This window comes from Rhodoferax mekongensis (assembly GCF_032191775.1).
GTDB classification, from domain to species: domain Bacteria; phylum Pseudomonadota; class Gammaproteobacteria; order Burkholderiales; family Burkholderiaceae_C; genus Allorhodoferax; species Allorhodoferax mekongensis.
The window spans coordinates 1,868,747-1,888,170 of sequence record NZ_CP132507.1 but is presented as its reverse complement, the minus strand read 5'-3'; the positions used below and the strand labels follow the sequence as shown (position 1 = coordinate 1,888,170).

The 19,424-nt window shown below is 58.6% G+C and carries 22 protein-coding genes; 8 read left to right on the top strand and 14 right to left on the bottom strand.

Features of this window, described 5'->3' with window-relative positions:
• Positions 1-27 precede the first annotated feature (27 nt).
• Together RAN89_RS09180 and orn are read right to left on the bottom strand one after the other, a co-directional pair.
• Complete coding sequence (locus RAN89_RS09180; RefSeq protein ID WP_313869272.1) at positions 28-1,938, bottom strand: DEAD/DEAH box helicase; 1,911 nt, start codon at positions 1,936-1,938, stop codon at positions 28-30.
• 235 nt (positions 1,939-2,173) lie between these two features.
• Positions 2,174-2,755, bottom strand: a complete 582-nt coding sequence (gene orn, locus RAN89_RS09175; protein ID WP_313869271.1) for an oligoribonuclease — start codon at positions 2,753-2,755, stop codon at positions 2,174-2,176.
• 36 nt (positions 2,756-2,791) lie between these two features.
• On the opposite strand from orn, the gene RAN89_RS09170 reads away from it, so the two are divergent.
• Genes RAN89_RS09170 through rsgA form a run of 3 tightly spaced genes read left to right on the top strand, consistent with a single transcriptional unit; the run spans position 2,792 to position 5,397 of the window.
• Complete coding sequence (locus RAN89_RS09170; RefSeq protein WP_313869270.1) at positions 2,792-4,105, top strand: M48 family metallopeptidase; 1,314 nt, start codon at positions 2,792-2,794, stop codon at positions 4,103-4,105.
• 10 nt (positions 4,106-4,115) lie between these two features.
• Positions 4,116-4,457 carry a 4a-hydroxytetrahydrobiopterin dehydratase gene (locus tag RAN89_RS09165; RefSeq protein WP_313869269.1) on the top strand — a complete coding sequence of 114 codons (342 nt, stop codon included), beginning with the start codon at positions 4,116-4,118 and terminating at the stop codon, positions 4,455-4,457.
• Positions 4,458-4,467: 10 nt separating this feature from the next.
• Positions 4,468-5,397, top strand: coding sequence for a ribosome small subunit-dependent GTPase A (gene rsgA, locus RAN89_RS09160; RefSeq protein ID WP_313869268.1), 930 nt, complete (start codon positions 4,468-4,470; stop codon positions 5,395-5,397).
• 34 nt (positions 5,398-5,431) lie between these two features.
• Here rsgA and RAN89_RS09155 read toward each other — a convergent pair whose 3' ends face one another.
• The 6 genes from RAN89_RS09155 to rpsP all read right to left on the bottom strand — a co-directional run bounded on the left by RAN89_RS09155 (position 5,432) and on the right by rpsP (position 9,253).
• A complete protein-coding gene (locus RAN89_RS09155; RefSeq protein ID WP_313869267.1) occupies positions 5,432-6,349 on the bottom strand; it encodes a cobalamin biosynthesis protein in 918 nt (305 codons plus the stop codon).
• Between the two features lie 29 nt (positions 6,350-6,378).
• Positions 6,379-7,068: a CoA pyrophosphatase gene (locus tag RAN89_RS09150; RefSeq protein ID WP_313869266.1), complete on the bottom strand. Its 690-nt coding sequence runs from the start codon at positions 7,066-7,068 to the stop codon at positions 6,379-6,381.
• A gap of 70 nt (positions 7,069-7,138) precedes the next feature.
• Positions 7,139-7,513 (bottom strand): 50S ribosomal protein L19, encoded by a 375-nt coding sequence (gene rplS, locus RAN89_RS09145; RefSeq protein ID WP_087496913.1) that lies wholly within the window; start codon positions 7,511-7,513, stop codon positions 7,139-7,141.
• A gap of 113 nt (positions 7,514-7,626) precedes the next feature.
• Positions 7,627-8,373: a tRNA (guanosine(37)-N1)-methyltransferase TrmD gene (trmD, locus tag RAN89_RS09140; protein ID WP_313869265.1), complete on the bottom strand. Its 747-nt coding sequence runs from the start codon at positions 8,371-8,373 to the stop codon at positions 7,627-7,629.
• Positions 8,374-8,383: 10 nt separating this feature from the next.
• Positions 8,384-8,947 carry a ribosome maturation factor RimM gene (gene rimM / locus RAN89_RS09135; RefSeq protein WP_313869264.1) on the bottom strand — a complete coding sequence of 188 codons (564 nt, stop codon included), beginning with the start codon at positions 8,945-8,947 and terminating at the stop codon, positions 8,384-8,386.
• Positions 8,948-9,001: 54 nt separating this feature from the next.
• Entirely contained in the window at positions 9,002-9,253 is a 252-nt protein-coding gene (gene rpsP, locus RAN89_RS09130) for a 30S ribosomal protein S16 (RefSeq protein ID WP_087496910.1), read from the bottom strand.
• 130 nt (positions 9,254-9,383) lie between these two features.
• Here rpsP and RAN89_RS09125 point away from each other — a divergent pair, with 130 nt between their 5' ends.
• On the top strand, positions 9,384-9,917 hold the full coding sequence (locus RAN89_RS09125; protein WP_313869263.1) for a GNAT family N-acetyltransferase: 534 nt from the start codon (positions 9,384-9,386) through the stop codon (positions 9,915-9,917).
• On the top strand, positions 9,914-10,381 hold the full coding sequence (locus RAN89_RS09120) for an NINE protein (protein WP_313869262.1): 468 nt from the start codon (positions 9,914-9,916) through the stop codon (positions 10,379-10,381). Before RAN89_RS09125 ends, RAN89_RS09120 begins: the two co-directional genes overlap by 4 nt.
• Here the strand turns inward: RAN89_RS09120 and RAN89_RS09115 are convergent.
• From RAN89_RS09115 to RAN89_RS09090, 6 genes are all read right to left on the bottom strand, one after another.
• Positions 10,362-11,372 carry an inorganic phosphate transporter gene (locus RAN89_RS09115; protein WP_313869261.1) on the bottom strand — a complete coding sequence of 337 codons (1,011 nt, stop codon included), beginning with the start codon at positions 11,370-11,372 and terminating at the stop codon, positions 10,362-10,364. The two genes, RAN89_RS09120 and RAN89_RS09115, sit on opposite strands and share 20 nt — an antisense overlap.
• Positions 11,373-11,394: 22 nt before the next feature.
• Positions 11,395-12,042 carry a DUF47 domain-containing protein gene (locus RAN89_RS09110; RefSeq protein ID WP_087496906.1) on the bottom strand — a complete coding sequence of 216 codons (648 nt, stop codon included), beginning with the start codon at positions 12,040-12,042 and terminating at the stop codon, positions 11,395-11,397.
• 197 nt (positions 12,043-12,239) lie between these two features.
• Positions 12,240-14,822, bottom strand: coding sequence for a bifunctional aconitate hydratase 2/2-methylisocitrate dehydratase (gene acnB, locus RAN89_RS09105; RefSeq protein WP_313869260.1), 2,583 nt, complete (start codon positions 14,820-14,822; stop codon positions 12,240-12,242).
• A 66-nt stretch (positions 14,823-14,888) separates the two neighbouring features.
• Positions 14,889-15,416, bottom strand: a complete 528-nt coding sequence (locus RAN89_RS09100; RefSeq protein ID WP_313869259.1) for a hypothetical protein — start codon at positions 15,414-15,416, stop codon at positions 14,889-14,891.
• Complete coding sequence (locus RAN89_RS09095) at positions 15,413-16,474, bottom strand: HpcH/HpaI aldolase/citrate lyase family protein (RefSeq protein ID WP_313869258.1); 1,062 nt, start codon at positions 16,472-16,474, stop codon at positions 15,413-15,415. The genes RAN89_RS09100 and RAN89_RS09095 overlap by 4 nt, the downstream gene beginning before the upstream one ends.
• A 27-nt stretch (positions 16,475-16,501) precedes the next feature.
• Complete coding sequence (locus RAN89_RS09090; protein WP_313869257.1) at positions 16,502-17,488, bottom strand: malate dehydrogenase; 987 nt, start codon at positions 17,486-17,488, stop codon at positions 16,502-16,504.
• Between the two features lie 189 nt (positions 17,489-17,677).
• Between RAN89_RS09090 and RAN89_RS09085 the strand changes: the two genes are divergently transcribed.
• The 3 genes from RAN89_RS09085 to sdhD all read left to right on the top strand — a co-directional run bounded on the left by RAN89_RS09085 (position 17,678) and on the right by sdhD (position 19,419).
• Positions 17,678-18,484, top strand: coding sequence for a GntR family transcriptional regulator (locus RAN89_RS09085; RefSeq protein WP_313869256.1), 807 nt, complete (start codon positions 17,678-17,680; stop codon positions 18,482-18,484).
• Between the two features lie 104 nt (positions 18,485-18,588).
• Positions 18,589-19,032, top strand: coding sequence for a succinate dehydrogenase, cytochrome b556 subunit (sdhC, locus tag RAN89_RS09080; protein WP_087496901.1), 444 nt, complete (start codon positions 18,589-18,591; stop codon positions 19,030-19,032).
• A 21-nt stretch (positions 19,033-19,053) separates the two neighbouring features.
• Positions 19,054-19,419 (top strand): succinate dehydrogenase, hydrophobic membrane anchor protein, encoded by a 366-nt coding sequence (sdhD, locus tag RAN89_RS09075; RefSeq protein WP_087496900.1) that lies wholly within the window; start codon positions 19,054-19,056, stop codon positions 19,417-19,419.
• The last annotated feature ends 5 nt before the right edge of the window (positions 19,420-19,424 follow it).

Here is a 19,424-nt window from a genome sequence, read left to right as displayed (position 1 = left end):
GCTTTTTGTTATCTGCCGCTTGGCAGATTAGTCGAAGTTGCGTGCGGGACGCTTCTTGGCATCACGGGGGACAAAGACCTTGCCGCCGTTACCGGGCTTGGCAAAACCAGCGGGCTTGCCGAAGGCCGGCTTGCGCGCTGCGAAGTCACCACGCGGTGCACCGAAGTCTCCGCGAGGGGCGCCGAAATCGCCACGGGGTTGGAAGTCACCACGGGGAGGACGTGCATCACCGCGGGGCGCATCGCCACGGGGAGCGCCTTGGCCGGCAAAGCGGTCGTTGAAGCCGCCCTTGCGCTCGTAGCTGAAGCCTTCGCGGGAAGCGCCACCGAAGTCACGGGAGCTTTCACCGAAACCACGACCGCCGCCTTCAGGGCGTCCGCCGAAACCGCGCACTGCGCCATAACCTTCACGGGGAGCGCCATCGCGCTGTCCACCACCGAAGCCGCCTTCACGCGGGCCGCCGAACTTGCGTTCGCGGGGCTGGAAGTCACCACCACGGCCACGGCCACCGAAGCTGGGGCGGGACTCGGGAGCGCGCTGCTGGGGTTCCAGGCCGGGGATAGTTTCTGGCTTGATGGGCTGGCGGCTGTAAGCCTCGATGTCAAAAATCTTGCGACGGTCGCGGAACTCGGCGAATGTCACAGCCAGACCATCACGACCTGCACGACCGGTGCGGCCGATACGGTGGGTGTAGTCCTCCGCCTTCATGGGCAAACCGAAGTTGAACACGTGGGTGATGGTGGGCACGTCGATACCACGAGCAGCCACATCGGTAGCCACCAGAATCTGCACCTGACCTTGGCGCAATGCCATCAGGCGGCGGTTACGCAGGCCTTGGCTCAAGGCACCGTGCAGGGCCACCGCGGAGAAGCCGTCTTGCTGCAAGTCGTTGGCCAAACCATCGCACTCGATCTGGGTGCTGGCAAACACCACCGCTTGGTTGATGGTGGTGTCACGCAGCCAGTGGTCCAGCAGCTTGCGCTTGTGCTGTGCGTTATCAGCCCAGAACAGCACTTGCTTGATGTTGGCGTGCTTTTCCTGGGGGCTATCGATCGTCACGCGCTGGGGTTCGCGCATCACACGGGCAGCCAATTGCTGGATGCGGGGTGCGAAGGTGGCGCTGAACATCATGGTCTGCTTGCGATCGATGGTGAGCTGGTTGATTTCAGCCAGGTCATCGGCAAAGCCCAGGTCCAACATGCGGTCGGCTTCGTCCACCACCAGGAACTGAACTTGGTCCAGCTTGATTTGCATGGAACGTTGCAGATCCAGCAAACGGCCGGGAGTGGCCACCACGAGATTGGCGTTTTGCAGCTTGGCGATTTGCAACTGATAAGGCATGCCGCCCACGATGTTGGCGACGCGCAGGCCACGGCAGTGCTGCACCAGGTCAATCGCGTCGTGCGCCACTTGCTGGGCCAGTTCGCGTGTGGGGCACACAATCAGGGCGCCAGGAGTAGGCGCCTTGAAGTTGCGGGGATTGGTGGGGTCCTTGCGCTTCGCACGCTTGGGAGCGGGCTCGCCCTTGGCGGCTGCATCAGCGCAGGCTTGTTCGTACTCAGCGCGCTCAGCGGCTTCCGCTTCGGCTTGCTGGGTCAACAAGGTGTGCAACACAGGCAACAAGAATGCGGCAGTCTTGCCGGAACCTGTCTGGCTGGACACCATCAGGTCGACAAACTTGCCGGCCTTCTCGGAGCCTACACCAGCCATGGCCAAAGGAATGGCCTTTTGCTGCACGGTGGTGGGTTGGGTGTAGCCCAGGTCTTTACAGGCTTGCACCAAAGCAGGTGCCAGGCCCAGTTCCACGAAACCGTTGGGGGCTTCGGGAGCGGCAGCTTCCACAGTCTCGGCAGCCACGTTGGATTCCACAGAAGTTGCGGAAACGGAAAGGTTTTCGGCAGGCGCGAATTCGCCTGTCACTTCAAAAGCGTCAGTCATATTTTTTCTCACACGAAAGCGCCGCAGGTTGTGCGGCTGCTCCGTCAATGGTTAAAAAACATCAACCATCAAACGGAACCTGCTCTGACCCGCAAAGGGGTGTGTTTCAGTGCTGGGGGCGTATATCGCTTAAAAAGCGTGCCCGGTGAATGAAGGGAGATGTACAAATCTCGCACGCCGCCAACATGGCGTTACCTGCGAAGCTTTCGATTATGGCATGGATTCGGGTTTTTACCTAATTTATTTTGAGAAAATGCTCACGGTAGTGTGATAGCTCTTCGATGGACTCGTTCACGTCGGCCAAAGCCGTGTGCTTTTGTTGCTTTTTGAACGCGTCCGCCACCTCAGGCTTCCATCGCTTGGCCAGCTCTTTGAGGGTGCTCACATCCAGGTTCCGGTAATGGAAGAAGGCCTCCAACTTCGGCATGTACTTGACCAGAAAGCGCCGGTCCTGACCGATGGTGTTGCCACACATGGGCGAAGCACCTGCGGGCACGTATTGCGACAGAAACGCGATCAACGCCGCCTCTGCATCGGCTTCCGTGACGGTGGATGCCTTGACCTTGTCAATCAGACCACTCTTCCCGTGGGTGCCCTTGTTCCAAGCATCCATTTTGTCGAGCTGGGCATCGGACTGATGAATGACGAACACCGGGCCCTCGACCCGCTGACCGAGGTGCGGGTCGGTCACGATGACAGCGATTTCCAGCAGACGGTCGACCTCGGGCTCCAGACCGGTCATTTCACAGTCCAACCAAACCAAGTTTTTGTCAGATTTGATGAGCACGGGCGCGATGGGGGAGTTTTGTTCAGCCATGCCGCCATTGTCGCCGATGACCTAAACTCTGCCGCCATGCAAGACACCCCGTTTGAATTTTCGCCATCCCTGTGGATGACCCTCTTTTTCGCTGTCACGCTGGTCGCCAGCGTGATGCTGAAATTCTGGTTGGCCACAAGACAGGTGCGCCATGTAGCCCGCCACCGAGACGCGGTGCCTGCGGCATTTGCCAATCACATCGCACTGGCAGACCATCAGAAAGCAGCGGACTACACCATCGCGCAGGCCCGCTTGGGGCTGCTGGAACTGGCATGGGGCACTGCTGTCTTGCTCGGCTGGACACTGCTGGGCGGCTTGCACACACTGAACCAGGCTTTGCTGGCATGGTTCGAAGGTCGATTCAGCAGCACCCTGCCGCAACAACTGGCCTTGTTGGTGGGCTTTTCCATCATCGGATCGGTGATCGACCTGCCCTTCTCGCTGTACCGCACCTTTGTGCTGGAGCAGCGTTTCGGATTCAACCGCATAACACTCAAACTCTGGCTGGTCGATGCGGTCAAAGGCCTGTTTTTCAGCGCGCTCATCGGTCTGCCACTCGCAGCCTTGGCCTTGTGGGTCATGGGCGCTACCGGCAGTCTTTGGTGGCTGTGGACTTGGAGCCTCTGGATGGGTTTCAGCTTGTTGATGATGCTGGTGTACCCCACCTGGATTGCCCCGCTGTTCAACCAATTCAAGCCACTGGAAGACGCCACATTGAAAGAACGCGTATCCGCCCTGATGGCACGCTGCGGCTTCACTTCCAAGGGGTTTTATGTGATGGACGGCAGCAAGCGCAGTGCCCACGCCAATGCCTACTTCACCGGTTTCGGAGCTTCCAAGCGCGTGGTGTTTTATGACACCTTGCTGGCGCAATTGAGCCCTGATGAAGTGGATGCTGTGTTGGCCCATGAGCTCGGGCACTTCAAACACGGCCACATTGCCAAGCGCATGGTGTCCCTGTTCGGCCTCAGCCTGCTGGCGTTTGCGCTGTTGGGCTGGGTCAGCCAACAGGCATGGTTTTACACAGGGCTGGGTGTAGGCCCGAACATGACAGGTAGCAACGATGCACTGGCCCTGCTCTTGTTCATGATGGTCCTGCCGCTGGCCGGCAGCTTTACCGGCCCTTTGTTTGCGCAGCTCTCCCGCAAGCATGAGTTCGAAGCGGATGCGTACGCGGTGGCCAACGCCAATGGTGCGGCGCTGTCATCCGCGCTGCTCAAGCTTTACAAGGACAATGCGTCCACCCTCACCCCCGATCCCGTGTACGTGAAGTTTTACTATTCGCACCCACCGGCACCGGAGCGGCTAGCCCGCATGCCTGCAGCCACACCCGCCATTGCCACTGCTTGAATTGAAAAATATGCCTTCAGCCCCCGCCAGAACTGCGCTAACAGCTACACAAATCATAGCAAGCCTCGCCAAAACCGAGGGCTGGAAGCTCTACGGTGACGGCGCGGATGTCGCCATCGAAAAGACCTACCGCTTCGAGAACTTTCTCAAGACCATGGCTTTTGTGAACGCGATTGCATACATCGCGGAGCAGCAAGATCATCACCCCGAGCTGTTGCTCACCTACAGCAGCTGCAGCGTGCGCTTCAACACGCATGACGTGCAGGGCGTATCCCGGTCTGACTTTGAATGCGCCGCCCTGGTAGATGCACTCATAGGCGCACCTGCAAGCACTACAGGTGCAAGCACATGAGTACCGCCCTTTGAATCAGCACCTGCTTGAACCGGGCTTGGTCGTGGCGGGACACGGCCGCCATGTGTGGGTCGAAACACCCGATGGCCGGCGCCTGATCTGCCACCCGCGCGGGAAGAAAAGCGTGACGGTGGTGGGCGATCAGGTGCTCTGGAAAGCCACGCAGGATGAAGGCACCATTGAAAAGGTGCTGCCCCGGCGTAACCTGTTTTACCGGCAGGACGAAATCCGCACCAAGTCATTTGCCGCGAACCTCGACCAGGTGCTGATCCTGATTGCTGCAGAGCCCGAGTTTTCTGAGAGCCAGCTGTCACGGGCCTTGATTGCCGCTGAGGCCGAGCGCATTCGCCCCATCATCGCCTTGAACAAGAGCGATCTGGCAGAACCCTTCGGACGCGCATGGGACCGGCTTGGAATCTACCGCGACATGGGCTACACCCTGCTGCCCCTGGCTCTCAAGCCCAAGGCGGAAGGCGCGCTTGCGACCGAACTGGCGCTGTTGCTGGAGTTGATGCAAGGCAAAACCACGCTGGTGCTCGGCCCCTCAGGCTCCGGCAAAAGCACACTGATCAACCGGCTGCTGCCGCATGCCGACGTGTTGACCAATGAAATTTCGACCGCCCTGAACTCGGGCAAACACACGACTACCAGCACCAGTCTGTATTGGGTGGACGAGGCCAAAACCACGGCAGTGATTGACTCGCCGGGCTTCCAGGAATTCGGCCTCAATCACATTGACCCCATGCATCTGGCCGGCCTGATGCCCGACATCAAGGCCCACGCGGGCGACTGCAAGTTTTACAACTGCAGCCATCTGCATGAACCCGGCTGCGGTGTATTGAATCAAATGAAAGAGGCTCCTGGCGCCGGTGGAATCAGCGCGAATCGCTACAAAATTTATAGCGATTTATTTGCAGAGTTATCTCAGACCCGGTACTAGCCCGGAGGAGGGGCCGGTCTGAGCTTGACTGTATCTAGCCTATCAGGCGCGCTGTCGAAAGCAGTGCCAGAAACACCATCCACATCACGACAGTGCGCCAGACAAGGCCCACTACCGCACGCAGGTGCGCGGGCTCGGGTGTAAGAGCGCCGCTGTCCATGTCCTCGCCGAGGCGGACATTCACCGCACCCGCAGTGGCAGCCAATACCACGCCATCGTTGTCCAAGGGATGTACTGCCTCATGGCGACGCCAGCTGTCGACCGCATCCTCAAAACTTCCAACAAAGGCAAAACTCAGGGCAGTAACACGGGCCGGAAGCCAGTCAATCGCTTCCCATGCACGCAAGGCCCGCTCCCGCACGGCGTCGCTCACCGGTGGCAGCTCAGGCTTAACCGGGCGTTTGGCAAACACGGCCAAGTATTCGGTAACGCGGTAGAACACTGCGCCGGCCGGGCCCAAACCCAAGGCTGCGAGGATGGAATACCAGACAAACACGCCGAACACATGTCGGTGGGCACTCAAGACAGAGTGCTCAATCACATGCCTGACAATTTCACTGCGGGGCAGTTCGCTGGCGTCCATGCGCTTCCAACGGGCTAGCGCGGCACGGGCAGCGACCTCGTCGCCAGCCAGTAAAGCATCGCGAATCTGAGTGAAATGGTGGCTGAACTGCCGGAAGCCAAGGGTGGCGTAAAGAATCATCACATTCCACACCGCAGCAGCAATCCAGCCCAATTGCCAGAGCAACAGCCAATGTACCGCCAGCACCAGCAGCGCAGGCCCCAAGGCTGCCAGGGACCAGGCCAACCAGGCATGCGGCTTGGCACCTGCATCGAAATTGCGCAGCACCCAACGCACCCAGTTACGTACCGTGTTGTGTACCGGATTGATCTGTGGCAGAGGCTTGGCCTGTTCCAGCAACAGCGCCAGCAAGATGGAGATAAAGCTCATGGAACTATCATACCCAGCGACGTGCCGGCTCAGGCACGGAGAAACTGGTAGAAGTTGCGCAACATACCCGCCGTGGCGCCCCAGATAAACCACTCCATCCCCTGCTCGCGATACGGCATGGAGTACCACTCCCGGCTCGCACCCTCCCACTCCACACGGTGGCGGCGGTGATTGGCCGGGTTCATCAAAAAGCCCAAAGGCACCTCAAACACATGGGCCACTTCGTCTGGACTGGGTGCGAGTTGAATGGAAGGCTCCACCAGCGCAACGACCGGTGTCACGATGAATGCGCTGCCCGTGGTGTAGTGCGGCAGACTGCCCAGCACTTCGACCGCTGAGGGGGGCAAGCCCACCTCTTCTTGCGCTTCGCGCAGCGCAGTGGCAACTGCGTCCACATCGGTGGCATCCGCCTTGCCACCGGGAAACGCAATTTGCCCCGAATGGCTGGACAGGTGGGCCGTGCGCTGCGTGAGCAGCACCATGGGCTGATCCCGCAACACAATCGGAATCAGCACCGAAGCGTGCGACGGCTCCCGCTCAGAAAATTTGTGCTCCGCCCTGAGCTCTGGAGACCACACCGGTGGCAGCCTGAAACGCTGTCGCAAAGCGTCGGGGGCCAAGTCGGCAGGGGGTACTGCGGTGAGGTGACTGTCCACGCCCACCACGGGGACTTGGCGTGGATCAAAAGCCGGCAAGGTTCGGGTGGACTTGGTGGTCAATTTGGAATCCCATGAAAAAAGCCGCCACAGCTTGTCACCGGGGCGGCTTTCACGAAGAGCTTGCGGCAGATTACGCAGCAGTCTTCTTTGCTGGCAGCTTTTCCTTGATACGAGCAGACTTGCCGCTACGGTCACGGAGGTAGTACAGCTTGGCACGGCGCACGTCACCACGACGCTTGACTTCGATGCTGGCGATCAGAGGGGAGTAGGTTTGGAATGTACGTTCCACGCCTTCGCCGCTGGAGATCTTGCGCACGATGAAGCCGCTGTTCAGGCCACGGTTACGCTTGGCGATAACCACGCCTTCGTAAGCCTGCACGCGCTTGCGGTTGCCTTCAACCACATTCACGCTCACGATGACGGTGTCACCGGGTGCGAATTCAGGGATTGTTTTGCCGAGGCGGGCGATTTCTTCCTGCTCGAGCGCTTGGATGATGTTGCTCATAGTTTCCTTCGTGATCTTGCTCGCACCGGCACCGGAATTGGCGCCAATATCAGAGCCTTGAGGCTTGTTATCTGGCCGGGCAGAGGATCGGTTAGCCCGTTATTATAGCAATTTCAATCTTTGGGATGCAAAAGACGTTCTTCAGCGGCGGTAATGTGGCCCTGGGCTCTCGCTTTGTCGAGAATGTCAGGCCGGTGCAAAGCCGTCAGTTGCAAACGCTGGGCACGCCGCCATTCTTCAATCCGCGCATGATGTCCGGACATCAGCACGGGCGGCACAGGTACACCTGACCACTCTTCCGGACGGGTGTAATGCGGGCAATCCAACAGACCATCGAGTGCGGGATTGAAACTGTCCTGGTGATGGCTATCAGCGTCTGACAATACACCGGGCTGCAAGCGCGCCACTGCATCCAGGAGTGCCATGGCAGCGATTTCTCCACCGGACAACACAAAGTCACCCAGGCTGATTTGCTGATCCACATACTTATCGATGAAGCGCTGATCTATGCCCTCGTAGCGGCCACACAGCAAAATCGCGCCCGCACTGCGGGACCATTGCTCGACTGCGCCATGGTGGAGCGGTGCCCCGATGGGCGAGAACAACACGACAGGAACAGCATCCTGACGTTGCGCACGGATTGCCAAAAGCGCAGCTTCCAGAGGCTCAGCCATCATCACCATTCCGGGACCTCCGCCGAAAGGTCGGTCATCAACCCTGCGGTAATTGCCAGACGCAAAGTCGCGGGGATTGTGAAGATGCACATCCACCAAGGCACTCTCGTAAGCCCGGCGTGTGATGCCTGCTGTCAGCAAGGGCGCAAACAGCTCAGGAAAAAGCGTGATGATGTCGAAGCGCACTGCAGGCGCCTCAATAGTCCAATTGCCAATCCACGCGGATGGTCTTGTCGGTCAGGCTGACGTCGTCCACATAAGCAGAGACGAAGGGGATCATCCGTTCGACTGGTTTGTCATCCTGCATGGCCTCAATGACCAAGACAGTTTGCGGGCCGGTTGACATCAATTCACGGACGACGCCGAGTGACTGGCCTTCGCGATTGACGACTTGCAGGCCGATGAGATCGACCCAGTAGAACTCGTCTGCAGCAGCCTTGGGGAAAGTCGCGCGGGAGATGAAGATGCGGGAACCTTTGAGGGCTTCGGCACCATTCCTGTCATCTATGCCGGAGGCACAGGCTACGACCGAATCAGAGTGAACTTTGGATTCTTTGACGGCCATCAGCGCTGTGCCGGAAAAAGGCTTGGTACCTTTTTCAGTGGGCAGCAGATACCACTGGCGTGCAGCAAAAAGTGCCTCAGGATTGGCACTGTAAGGCAGGACCTTGAACCAGCCTTTGATACCCCAAGCGTCCGCAATGCGACCGACTTCGATGGCGTCTGCCGGCAATTCGGTGACTTCGAGTCCTGTAAGCATGGGTGGGAATATCAACCGGCGTACGGGCGCAAACGCCGCACGCCGGCTAAACCGTTAAGCAGCTTTTTTGGCGGCTTGGTTGATCAGGCGTTCCACGGTAGGAGATGCCTGTGCGCCAACGCCCTTCCAGTAGGTCAAGCGGTCTTGCGCAATACGGATGCTTTCTTCGTTTTCCTTGGCGATGGGGTTGTAGAACCCGATACGCTCGATGAAGCGGCCGTCGCGACGGGTGCGCTTGTCAGCAACAACGATATTGAAAAACGGGCGGGCTTTTGCACCACCACGAGCGAGTCGAATGACGACCATGATTTATCCTTTGGGTAGCTGAGAGAATTCAGCCTATGTATTCAAAGTTCGATTCAAAGTTTGAGACACGCAACTGACCACCCGGCCAGTGACACTCTGAATAGCCTTCCATTATACCGTTTTCTCATTCATGACAAAAATCCGACCCAGTACCGAATCCGATATCAGCGCTATTACCGCCATTTATGCACACCATGTGCTGACAGGCACCGGTACTTTTGAGACCACACCGCCCAGCGAAAGTGACATGCAGGGACGACGGGCCGACGTACTTTCCAAAGGACTGCCCTACCTGGTGGCAGAAGTAGACAGCGAGGTCGTGGGTTTTGCTTATTGCAACTGGTTCAAGCCTCGGCCCGCATACCGTTTTTCGGCGGAAGACTCCATCTACCTCGCTCCAAACTCACACGGCAAAGGACTGGGAAAGCTTTTGCTCACTGAACTGATGTCACAAGCAGAACGCAGTGGAGTTCGCAAGTTGATTGCGGTGATCGGCGATTCCGCCAACGCTGGCTCGATTGGCGTCCACACCAGCTGCGGCTACGACAGAGTCGGCGTGATTGCTGCATGTGGCTGGAAGTTTGACCGCTGGCTGGACATCGTGTTGATGGAAAAAACTATCGGATCAGGCTCATCCACACCGCCAGTGGATCCTGTCGCATGAAAAACAAAACGGTCGCTGTCTGGCTCACGCTCACGCTGGGTGCCTTGGGCTTGCATAGGCTCTATCTCGGCCGCTACGACTGGATTGCCAGGTTGTCGCCGATACCCACCCTCTTGGGCACCTATGGCGTACTGCGGGCCCGCAACCTGGGGGTAGACGATCAGCTGAGCTGGGTGTTGATCCCTCTGCTGGGCTTCATGCTCGCGGCTTGCGCGCTGAACGCATTGATTTTCGGACTCATGAGCCTGGAAAAGTGGAATGCCCGGTACAACCCCGAGCAACCCGATAGCCCCCAAGGCGGAACCAATTGGCTCACCGTGGGTGGCTTGATCGTCGCTCTGGGCTTGGGCACCACCATTTTGATGGCGACCCTCGCCTTCAGCATCCAACGCACTTTTGAGTACCAGATGCAGGAAGACAAGGCGCCTGCCACGGGCGCGTTGATCAAAAAATCTGCAGACTGACCCAGTAAGCGATTGCCGCGACAAAAGCCGCAGCCGGGATGGTCAACACCCAGGCCCACACAATGTTTCCCGCAACGCCCCATCGCACTGCGCTGGCGCGCTGGGTGGAGCCCACTCCAACAATGGCGCCAGTAATGGTGTGGGTCGTCGACACAGGAATACCCAAGCCCGTCGCCAGAAACAGTGTCATCGCGCCACCGGTCTCCGCACAGAAGCCGCCCACCGGCTTCAGCTTGGTGATTTTCTGACCCATGGTGCGCACAATCCGCCAGCCACCGAACATGGTTCCAGCGCCGATGGCGATATAGCAAGACACAATGGTCCAGGTGGGAGGCGCCGTATCACTGGCTGATACGTAACCGGTTGCGATCAACATCATCCAGATGATGCCTATGGTCTTTTGCGCGTCGTTGCCGCCATGCCCCAGGCTGTATGCACCTGCGCTCAATAGCTGCAAACGCCGGAACCATTTATCGATGCGCGAAGGCCGTGCGCGCCGGAAAATCCAGGCGACTGCCACCATCATCATGGAGCCCAAAGTGAAGCCCAATAGGGGCGACACGAAAATGAACGCTACCGTTTTCAGAATGCCAGCGGAGATCAAGGCCCCTGCTCCAGCCTTGGCAATCACCGCGCCGACAATGCCACCAATCAGCGCGTGGGAAGAGCTGCTGGGAATACCGTAATACCAGGTAATGACGTTCCAGGTAATGGCGCCTACCAACGCACCGAACACCACATGGGTGTCCACGACGCCGGGCTGCACAATGCCTTTGCCCACGGTGGCCGCAACACTCAGATGAAAAATGAAAATGGCTATGAAGTTGAAAAAGGCGGCAAAAATCACCGCCTGACCGGGCTTGAGGACTCCGGTGGACACCACGGTCGCAATTGAATTTGCCGCGTCATGAAAACCATTCATGAAGTCGAACATCAGCGCGAGCGTCACCAACAGGGCTACGACCCACAGGGCTGTCTGGACTTGTTCCATCGTATTGAACCTGCGCGGTGGATCAGGAGTTCTCGAGGATGATGCCCTCGATCACATTGGCCACGTCTTCACACTTGTCGGTGATGGTTTCCAGCAGCTCGTAAATGGCTTTGAGCTTGATGAGTTCACGCACATCTTCCTGCTCGCGGAACAGCTTGCTCATGGCGGTGCGCATCACGCGGTCAGCATCTGACTCCAGACGGTCGATTTCTTCGCAGGTTTTCAAGGCTGCCTCGGCTGTGGCGTGATCGGCGATATCCGCCAACAGCTTCACCGCATCACGCAAACGCTCGCAGCACTTCACGCTCAGGTCGGTCAAACGCACGATCTCTTCCGTCATGACTCGGACGTCGTACAGCGCCATGGTTTCAGCAGAATCCTGAATCAGGTCCGCCACATCATCCATGGTGTTAATCAGGGAGTGGATTTGCTCGCGGTCGATGGGCGTGATGAAGGTGATGTGAATCGCCTTGTTCACCTCATGGGTCACGCGGTCTGCTGCACGCTCGGCGTCGTCCACTTCCTGGTTGTATTTCGCGCGCAGATCAGCGTCGTTGTAGTTAGCCACCAGCTTGGAAAAAGCCTGGGCGGCCTCCACGATACGATCCGCATGCTGATTGAACATCTCAAAAAAATTGCCTTCACGAGGCAACAACTTTCCAAACAACATGCGGAGCTCCTAACGGTTAAATATGACAGTCTCGTGACTGATTCAAGAATGCCCGCGAGTTTAACCGGCTACAGCCCTACAGGTTTCAGGGAGTTACAACCGCCCTCAGAGCCACACAAAGACCCCATAAAAAAAGCCCCGCAACCGGAGTTGCAGGGCTTTTGCAGCGAATGGCGCGGAGGCGCCAAAGCGGCTGATTACTTCACAGTGGCAGCAGACTCGGTGTAGTCGCTGATCTTGTCAAAGTTCAGGTACTGGTACACCTTGTCGCTGGCGGCGGTGAGCACGCCCATGTCCGCCAGATACTCTTCCTTGGTAGGAATGCGACCCAGCTTGGAAGCGATAGCTGCCAGTTCGGCCGAGCCCAAGTACACATTGCTGTTCTTGCCCAAACGGTTGGGGAAGTTGCGGGTGGACGTAGAGAACACGGTGGCGCCCTCTTTCACCTGCGCCTGGTTGCCCATGCACAAGCTGCAGCCCGGCATTTCCATGCGGGCACCTGCACCACCCAGCACACCATAGTGGCCTTCGTCGCTCAATTGCTTGGCGTCCATCTTGGTAGGAGGCGCGATCCACAGCTTGACTGGAATGTCGCGCTTACCTTCCATCAGCTTGGAAGCGGCACGGAAGTGACCGATGTTGGTCATGCAGGAGCCGATGAACACCTCATCGATCTTGGCGCCGGCCACTTCGGCCAATGTCTTCACATCGTCCGGATCGTTGGGGCATGCCACGATAGGCTCATGGATGTCTGCCAAGTCGATCTCGATGACGGCTGCGTACTCTGCATCGGCATCGCCCTTGAGCAACTCAGGGTTCTTGAGCCAGGCTTCCTGGGCGGCAATGCGGCGACCCAGGGTACGCGCATCGGCGTAGCCATTCGCAATCATCCACTTCATCATGGTGATGTTGCTGGTGACGTATTCGATGATCGGCTCTTTGTTCAGGTGCACGGTGCAACCTGCGGCGGAACGCTCAGCGGAAGCGTCAGACAACTCAAACGCCTGTTCGACCTTCAGGTCTGGCAAACCTTCGATTTCGAGGATGCGGCCGGAGAAGATGTTCTTCTTGCCCTTCTTCTCAACCGTCAGCAGGCCAGCCTTGATGGCGTACAAGGGAATCGCGTTCACCAAGTCACGCAGGGTCACGCCGGGCTGCATCTTGCCCTTGAAACGCACCAACACCGACTCCGGCATGTCCAAAGGCATCACGCCGGTAGCAGCGGCAAATGCCACCAGACCGGAACCTGCGGGGAAGCTGATGCCAATAGGGAAACGGGTGTGGCTGTCGCCACCAGTGCCCACGGTGTCAGGCAACAACATGCGGTTGAGCCAGGAGTGGATCACGCCGTCACCGGGACGCAGGGACACGCCACCACGGGTACTGATGAAGTCAGGCAGCTCGTGGTGCATCTTCACGTCCACGGGCTTGGGGTAAGCCGCGGTGTGGCAGAACGACTGCATCACCAAATCGGCAGAGAAGCCCAGGCAAGCCAAGTCTTTCAGCTCGTCGCGGGTCATTGGGCCGGTGGTGTCTTGGGAGCCGACGGAGGTCATCTTGGGCTCGCAGTAGGTACCGGGGCGCACGCCTTGGCCTTCGGGCAGACCGCAAGCGCGACCGACCATCTTCTGGGCCAGGCTGAAACCCTTCTTGGTGTCAGCAGGGTTCTGGGGCAGGCGGAACAAGGTGGAAGGCTTCAGACCCAACGCTTCACGGGCTTTGGCGGTCAAGCCACGGCCGATGATCAGGGGGATACGGCCACCGGCACGCACTTCGTCAAACAGCACATCGCTCTTGACTTGGAAGGATGCGATTTCCTTGCCGTCTTTGAAGGCCTTGCCGTCGTAGGGACGCAGTTCCACCACGTCACCCATGTTCATCTGGTTCACGTCCAGCTCGATCGGCAGCGCGCCCGCATCTTCCATGGTGTTGTAGAAGATCGGAGCGATCTTGGTGCCCAGGCACACGCCGCCGAAACGCTTGTTGGGAACGTAAGGAATGTCTTCACCGGTGAACCACAGCACGGAGTTGGTGGCGGACTTGCGGCTGGAGCCGGTGCCCACTACGTCACCCACGTAGGCCACGAGGTTGCCACGGGCGCGCAGGTCTTCGATGAACTTGACCGGGCCGCGCTTGCCGTCCTCCTCAGGGGTGATGCCATCGCGCTTGTTTTTCAACATGGCCAAAGCGTGCAACGGAATGTCTGGGCGGCTCCAGGCGTCAGGCGCGGGGGACAAATCGTCGGTGTTGGTTTCGCCGGTCACTTTGAAGATGGTGACGGTGATGCTTTGGGGCACTTCAGGGCGGCTGGTGAACCATTCAGCATCGGCCCAGCTTTGCAGCACGGCCTTGGCGAAGGTATTGCCCTTGTCGGCCTTTTCCTTCACGTCATGGAACTGGTCAAACATCAACAGGGTTTTCTTCAGGCCTTCGGCGGCTTCCGCAGCCACGGCAGCATCGTCCAGCAGATCCACCAGCGGGCTGATGTTGTAGCCACCCAGCATGGTGCCCAGCAGTTCGGTGGCACGGGCGCGGGAGATCAGAGCGCACTTTTCAGTGCCGTGGGCCACAGCAGCTAGGTAGCTGGCTTTGACCTTGGCAGCATCGTCCACACCTGCGGGCACGCGGTGGGTGATCAGGTCCACGAGGGTGGCTTCTTCGCCGGCGGGTGGCGCCTTCAGCAACTCAATCAGTTCGCCGGTCTGCTTGGCAGACAAAGGCAGGGGGGGAATGCCCAACGCAGCGCGTTCAGCTACATGGTCTCGGTAAGCTTGCAACATCTTCACTCTCCTTCAAAAACAATAAAAACGGTCTCTAGCGCCCACGAAATGTGCGCGAGCAGCTACTTATTTCATAGCAGTACCATCTTGTGGCACGGGCAGGGGCTCCAGCAAGTGGGGTGCCGGGTTCTTCTCCATCGCCAGTGCCACGGCCTGCTGCTCAGCGCTCATACAGGCGTCCGCCAAACGGCGTCCCTGCCGCTGATCCATCAACATGGACTTGTTGGCCAACTGCAACCAGACAGCGCCACGGGCCGCATCTTCCAGCCGGATCGCTCCGGTCGAAGTTGCAACGGGCACCATCACAAAACGCTGCTTGCCGGATTCCACGGCGAAATGCCCCGCATGCTCGGGGTGCGCCTGCACAGACACTTTTTGGGCCAACTCACAGGGCAACACACCGGTCGCGACCCTGGGGGCGACTGCCAATTGTTCTTCGCTCAAGGCAACCGGCTTGTCGACGGCCTTGGCAGGTGCCTGCACGCGAGTGCTCTTCTTGGAGATGGCAGCTTGCAGCGCAACGTTGCTGGCGGCTGCGGAGCCGGTCCAGAGCACGATGCACAGCATGGCTGTCACCAGGCCAACAAACTTCATCTTGCGCCCTCCTTCGCGAGGGGCGATTCGAAATAGGCAGCCACCTCCGAAGGCACGGCCACACCAGTCGCGTGCGCACGCTCCAGCACCTGCCAGAAAAACCGGTAACTGGCCCGGTCGTGCAAAACACCACCTGCTGACACAGGGCCCCAATCGGCCGCTGCGGCGCGGGTCACGATGTCTGCTGCCTGCTCCACAGCTCTTGCATCCGGGGCAAACGCTTGAACGATAGGCCGGATCTGGTCCGGATGAATACTCCACATGCGGGTGTAACCCAAGGCTTGGGAAGCATATCGGGCTGCCCGGCTCAAGGCTTGTGCGTCTTTGAACTCAGTCACCACGCAATGCGATGGCACTTTGCCAAACGCATGGCAGGCGCTAGAAATATCTGTCTTGGCACGCACGACCAAGGGATGGTGGAACTGGTCCAAGGTATCGCCATCGGTCGAGGCCCGAACCCCCATCGCTGTCGCGGGAATGGCGCCACCGTGGCTGGACACGAAGTCCATCAAACCGAAACTGATGGACTGCACGCGCGCATGGGCCGCAATCTCAAAAGCGCGATGCACCGCTGCCGGGGACTCGATTAACACATGCAATGGAATTGCAGCAGCCACAGGTCCCAACGCATCGATGGCGCGGACTGCCAGCTCCACATCGGCGGCAGACTCCACCTTGGGCAGCATGATGTAACTCAGGGCATGGGCAGCAGCGCCGACCACACACGCCACATCCTGCAGAAACGCAGGGTGGTCTACCGCATGCAAGCGCACACCCACACGGCGGCGCAAGCCATTTGCTATCAAATCAGGAGCTTCTTGCGCAGACTTGGCGAGCGCCGCAACCATATTGGCATGATCGAGCTCTCCACCGACGGGCGCACCGTCTTCGCAGTCCAGGGTCACGTCAAATACGCAAGCGCCGAACTCCTGGGTCATGTCCGCCTGCATTTGCAGGCTCTTGACCATGCGGGCTTCTACACCGCTGTAATGGTCACACACCGGCAGTACACCCGCAGCACCCTGCGCACCTAAAAGGATGTCGCGAGGATGCTTCACGGTGGGTGCCGGTGCGTGGGCCAAGGATTACAGCAGGTGTTTCACGCCGTCTTGTTCGCCTTGCAGTTCAGCCAAGGTCTTGTTGATGCACTCTTGGGAGAACGCGTCAATTTCCAGGCCTTCGACGATCTTGTATTCGCCGTTCGCGCAGGTCACAGGGAAACCAAACATGACTTCCTTGGGAATGCCATATTCGCCGTTGGAAGGAATGCCCATGGTGACCCATTTGCCGTTGGTGCCCAAAGCCCAGTCACGCATGTGGTCGATAGCCGCGTTGGCGGCAGATGCAGCGGAAGACAAACCACGTGCAGCAATGATGGCTGCGCCACGCTTGCCCACGGTGGGCAAGAAGGTTTCGCGGTTCCAGGTTTCGTCGTTGATCATGTCTTTTACAGACTGGCCAGCGATGGTGGCGAAACGGTAGTCGGCGTACATGGTGGGAGAGTGGTTGCCCCACACGGCCAACTTCTCGATGTCTGCCACGGCCTTGCCGGTCTTGGCAGCCAACTGGCTGGCGGCACGGTTGTGGTCCAAGCGCAGCATGGCGGTGAAGTTCTTGGCCGGCAGATCAGGCGCGGCCTTCATGGCGATGTATGCATTGGTGTTGGCGGGGTTGCCGACCACCAGCACCTTGACGTTGCGGGAAGCCACTGCGTTCAGAGCCTTGCCTTGGGTGGTGAAGATGGCGCCGTTGATGGCCAGCAGTTCAGCACGCTCCATGCCGGGGCCACGTGGGCGGGAGCCGACCAACAAAGCGTAGTCGGTGTCCTTGAATGCTTGCATCGGATCGGAATGGGCTTCGATACCAGCCAGCAGCGGGAATGCGCAGTCTTCCAGCTCCATGATGACGCCCTTGAGCGCGTTCTGGGCCTTTTCGTCAGGGATTTCCAGCAATTGCAAGATCACGGGCTGGTCTTTGCCCAGCATTTCGCCGGAGGCGATGCGAAACAGAAGTGCGTAACCGATTTGACCTGCTGCACCTGTAACGGCAACGCGGACGGGTTTCTTGCTCATGGTAAAACTCCAGGAAGTGTTGAGAAAACGGTGACTGGGGAGCGCCCGCAATAAGCTGTGTTGCGCTGCAGAATGCACCAGAGTTTACCCTCGAATTTAGTGCCGGGTCAATTTGTCTTATGTCTTATATAAGATATGATTGGAGCAATTTCCCGAGCCTGACTCGCTGCTGACAGAAACCCTGCCCTCATGCCTTCAAACACCCTCCCTTCGAACGACGGCGCTCCCAGCGCATCGATCGACCCGGGCGCGCAAACCGGGGCATCGGGCACGCCGGCATTCAGCCCGCTGTATCAGCAAATCAAGGCCCTCATCCTACAAAGCCTGCAGAGTGGCGAATGGAAACCCAGCACTGCCATTCCCAGTGAGCAAGAGCTTGCCGGCCGGTACAAAGTCAGCCAGGGCACGGTACGTAAAGCCATTGATGAGCTCGCCGCCGAAAACCTCGTCGTTCGCCGCCAGGGCAAGGGTACGTTTGTCGCCACCCATGCTGAACGGCACATTCAATACCGCTTTTTGCGACTGGTCCCTGAGGCGGGCGACCCATCCAACGAAGGGCCGGCCCAGCGCCGCATCATTGACTGCAAGCGCACCCGCGCCAGCGCCGATGTGGCGCGCGCCTTGTCTCTGCGATCTGGTGATGCGGTATTGCAAGTGCGGCGCGTGTTGTCTTTCGCAGGCACTCCTACCATTTTGGAAGACTTGTGGCTCCCCGGCGGCCCTTTCAAAGGGCTGACGGCAGAGCGCCTGACCAGCTATGACGGTGCGATGTATGCGCTTTTTGAAACAGAATTCGGCGTGCGCATGGTGCGTGCCGAGGAAAAGATCAAAGCCGTGCTTCCGGACCCCGAGCAGCGAGATCTGCTCCAAATCGGTGCAAGCACCCCCTTGCTCAGTGTTGAGCGTACCGCGTACACCTACAACGATTTACCTATGGAGCTCCGTCGGGGCTTGTACTTGACCGACACACACTACTATCGAAATGCGCTAAATTGATGCGTTGCACCATGCAAGTCCAATGTCAGATTGGTGCGGTGCAATAGAATTTTGGCCTGCGATTCCCAGAATTACAAACACGTTACATCCAAGAAAGCCCATCCATGACTGAGCTCAACTCCCAACCCAAGCGCGCGCGGCCTGAATTCCGCAACATCAATGCGCTGAGTGACCTGCCCACCTATCGACTCCCCCCCGCCGGATGGGTTTCCATCCTGCACCGCATCAGCGGGGCCATCATGTTCATCCTGATGCCTTTCATTATCTGGATGTTCGACACATCCGTATCCTCGGAAATCTCATTTGCAAAGTTCACCAGCGTCTTTAGCGTTGGAGTCGGCTTTATCCCCGGCTGGTTTGTGAAGCTGGTGGCTCTGGCCATCATCTGGGCGTATTTGCACCACTTCATCGCAGGCATGCGCCACTTGTGGATGGACATCAACCATGCTGTGAGCAAAGAATTCGGTCGCAGCTCCGCCATCTTCACTCTGGGTCTGGGCAGCTTGCTCACCCTGGTGCTGGCCCTCAAGCTCTTCGGCGCCTACTAACAACGAGAAAAGGAAAACCAAATGGCAGTGAATTACGGATCCAAGCGCGTCGTCGTTGGCGCGCACTACGGCCTGCGGGACTGGCTGGCGCAACGCGTCACCGCCGTCTTGATGGCTTTGTTCACCATCGCCCTGCTGGCGCAGGTGATTTTGTTCAAAGGCCCCATCGGCTACGACAAATGGGCCGGCATCTTCTCCCAGCAGTGGATGAAGTTCCTGACCTTCGCGGTCATCATCGCCATGCTGTACCACGTATGGGTGGGTGTGCGCGATATCTGGATGGATTACGTCAAACCCGTCTCCATCCGCTTGTCTCTGCAAGTGTTCTCCATTGTTTGGCTGGTCGGCTGCGCCGGCTGGGCTATCCAGGTTCTGTGGCGTCTCTGATCCCC

What these genes read in the sequence shown, in the direction of transcription:
- RAN89_RS09180 (WP_313869272.1), bottom strand. Translation starts at nt 1,938, where the DNA reads ATGACTGACGCTTTTGAAGTGACAGGCGAATTCGCGCCTGCCGAAAAC.
- orn (WP_313869271.1), bottom strand. Translation starts at nt 2,755, where the DNA reads ATGGCTGAACAAAACTCCCCCATCGCGCCCGTGCTCATCAAATCTGAC.
- RAN89_RS09170 (WP_313869270.1), top strand. Translation starts at nt 2,792, where the DNA reads ATGCAAGACACCCCGTTTGAATTTTCGCCATCCCTGTGGATGACCCTC.
- RAN89_RS09165 (WP_313869269.1), top strand. Translation starts at nt 4,116, where the DNA reads ATGCCTTCAGCCCCCGCCAGAACTGCGCTAACAGCTACACAAATCATA.
- RAN89_RS09155 (WP_313869267.1), bottom strand. Translation starts at nt 6,349, where the DNA reads ATGAGCTTTATCTCCATCTTGCTGGCGCTGTTGCTGGAACAGGCCAAG.
- rplS (WP_087496913.1), bottom strand. Translation starts at nt 7,513, where the DNA reads ATGAGCAACATCATCCAAGCGCTCGAGCAGGAAGAAATCGCCCGCCTC.
- rimM (WP_313869264.1), bottom strand. Translation starts at nt 8,947, where the DNA reads ATGCTTACAGGACTCGAAGTCACCGAATTGCCGGCAGACGCCATCGAA.
- rpsP (WP_087496910.1), bottom strand. Translation starts at nt 9,253, where the DNA reads ATGGTCGTCATTCGACTCGCTCGTGGTGGTGCAAAAGCCCGCCCGTTT.
- RAN89_RS09125 (WP_313869263.1), top strand. Translation starts at nt 9,384, where the DNA reads ATGACAAAAATCCGACCCAGTACCGAATCCGATATCAGCGCTATTACC.
- RAN89_RS09120 (WP_313869262.1), top strand. Translation starts at nt 9,914, where the DNA reads ATGAAAAACAAAACGGTCGCTGTCTGGCTCACGCTCACGCTGGGTGCC.
- RAN89_RS09115 (WP_313869261.1), bottom strand. Translation starts at nt 11,372, where the DNA reads ATGGAACAAGTCCAGACAGCCCTGTGGGTCGTAGCCCTGTTGGTGACG.
- RAN89_RS09110 (WP_087496906.1), bottom strand. Translation starts at nt 12,042, where the DNA reads ATGTTGTTTGGAAAGTTGTTGCCTCGTGAAGGCAATTTTTTTGAGATG.
- acnB (WP_313869260.1), bottom strand. Translation starts at nt 14,822, where the DNA reads ATGTTGCAAGCTTACCGAGACCATGTAGCTGAACGCGCTGCGTTGGGC.
- RAN89_RS09100 (WP_313869259.1), bottom strand. Translation starts at nt 15,416, where the DNA reads ATGAAGTTTGTTGGCCTGGTGACAGCCATGCTGTGCATCGTGCTCTGG.
- RAN89_RS09090 (WP_313869257.1), bottom strand. Translation starts at nt 17,488, where the DNA reads ATGAGCAAGAAACCCGTCCGCGTTGCCGTTACAGGTGCAGCAGGTCAA.
- RAN89_RS09085 (WP_313869256.1), top strand. Translation starts at nt 17,678, where the DNA reads ATGCCTTCAAACACCCTCCCTTCGAACGACGGCGCTCCCAGCGCATCG.
- sdhC (WP_087496901.1), top strand. Translation starts at nt 18,589, where the DNA reads ATGACTGAGCTCAACTCCCAACCCAAGCGCGCGCGGCCTGAATTCCGC.
- sdhD (WP_087496900.1), top strand. Translation starts at nt 19,054, where the DNA reads ATGGCAGTGAATTACGGATCCAAGCGCGTCGTCGTTGGCGCGCACTAC.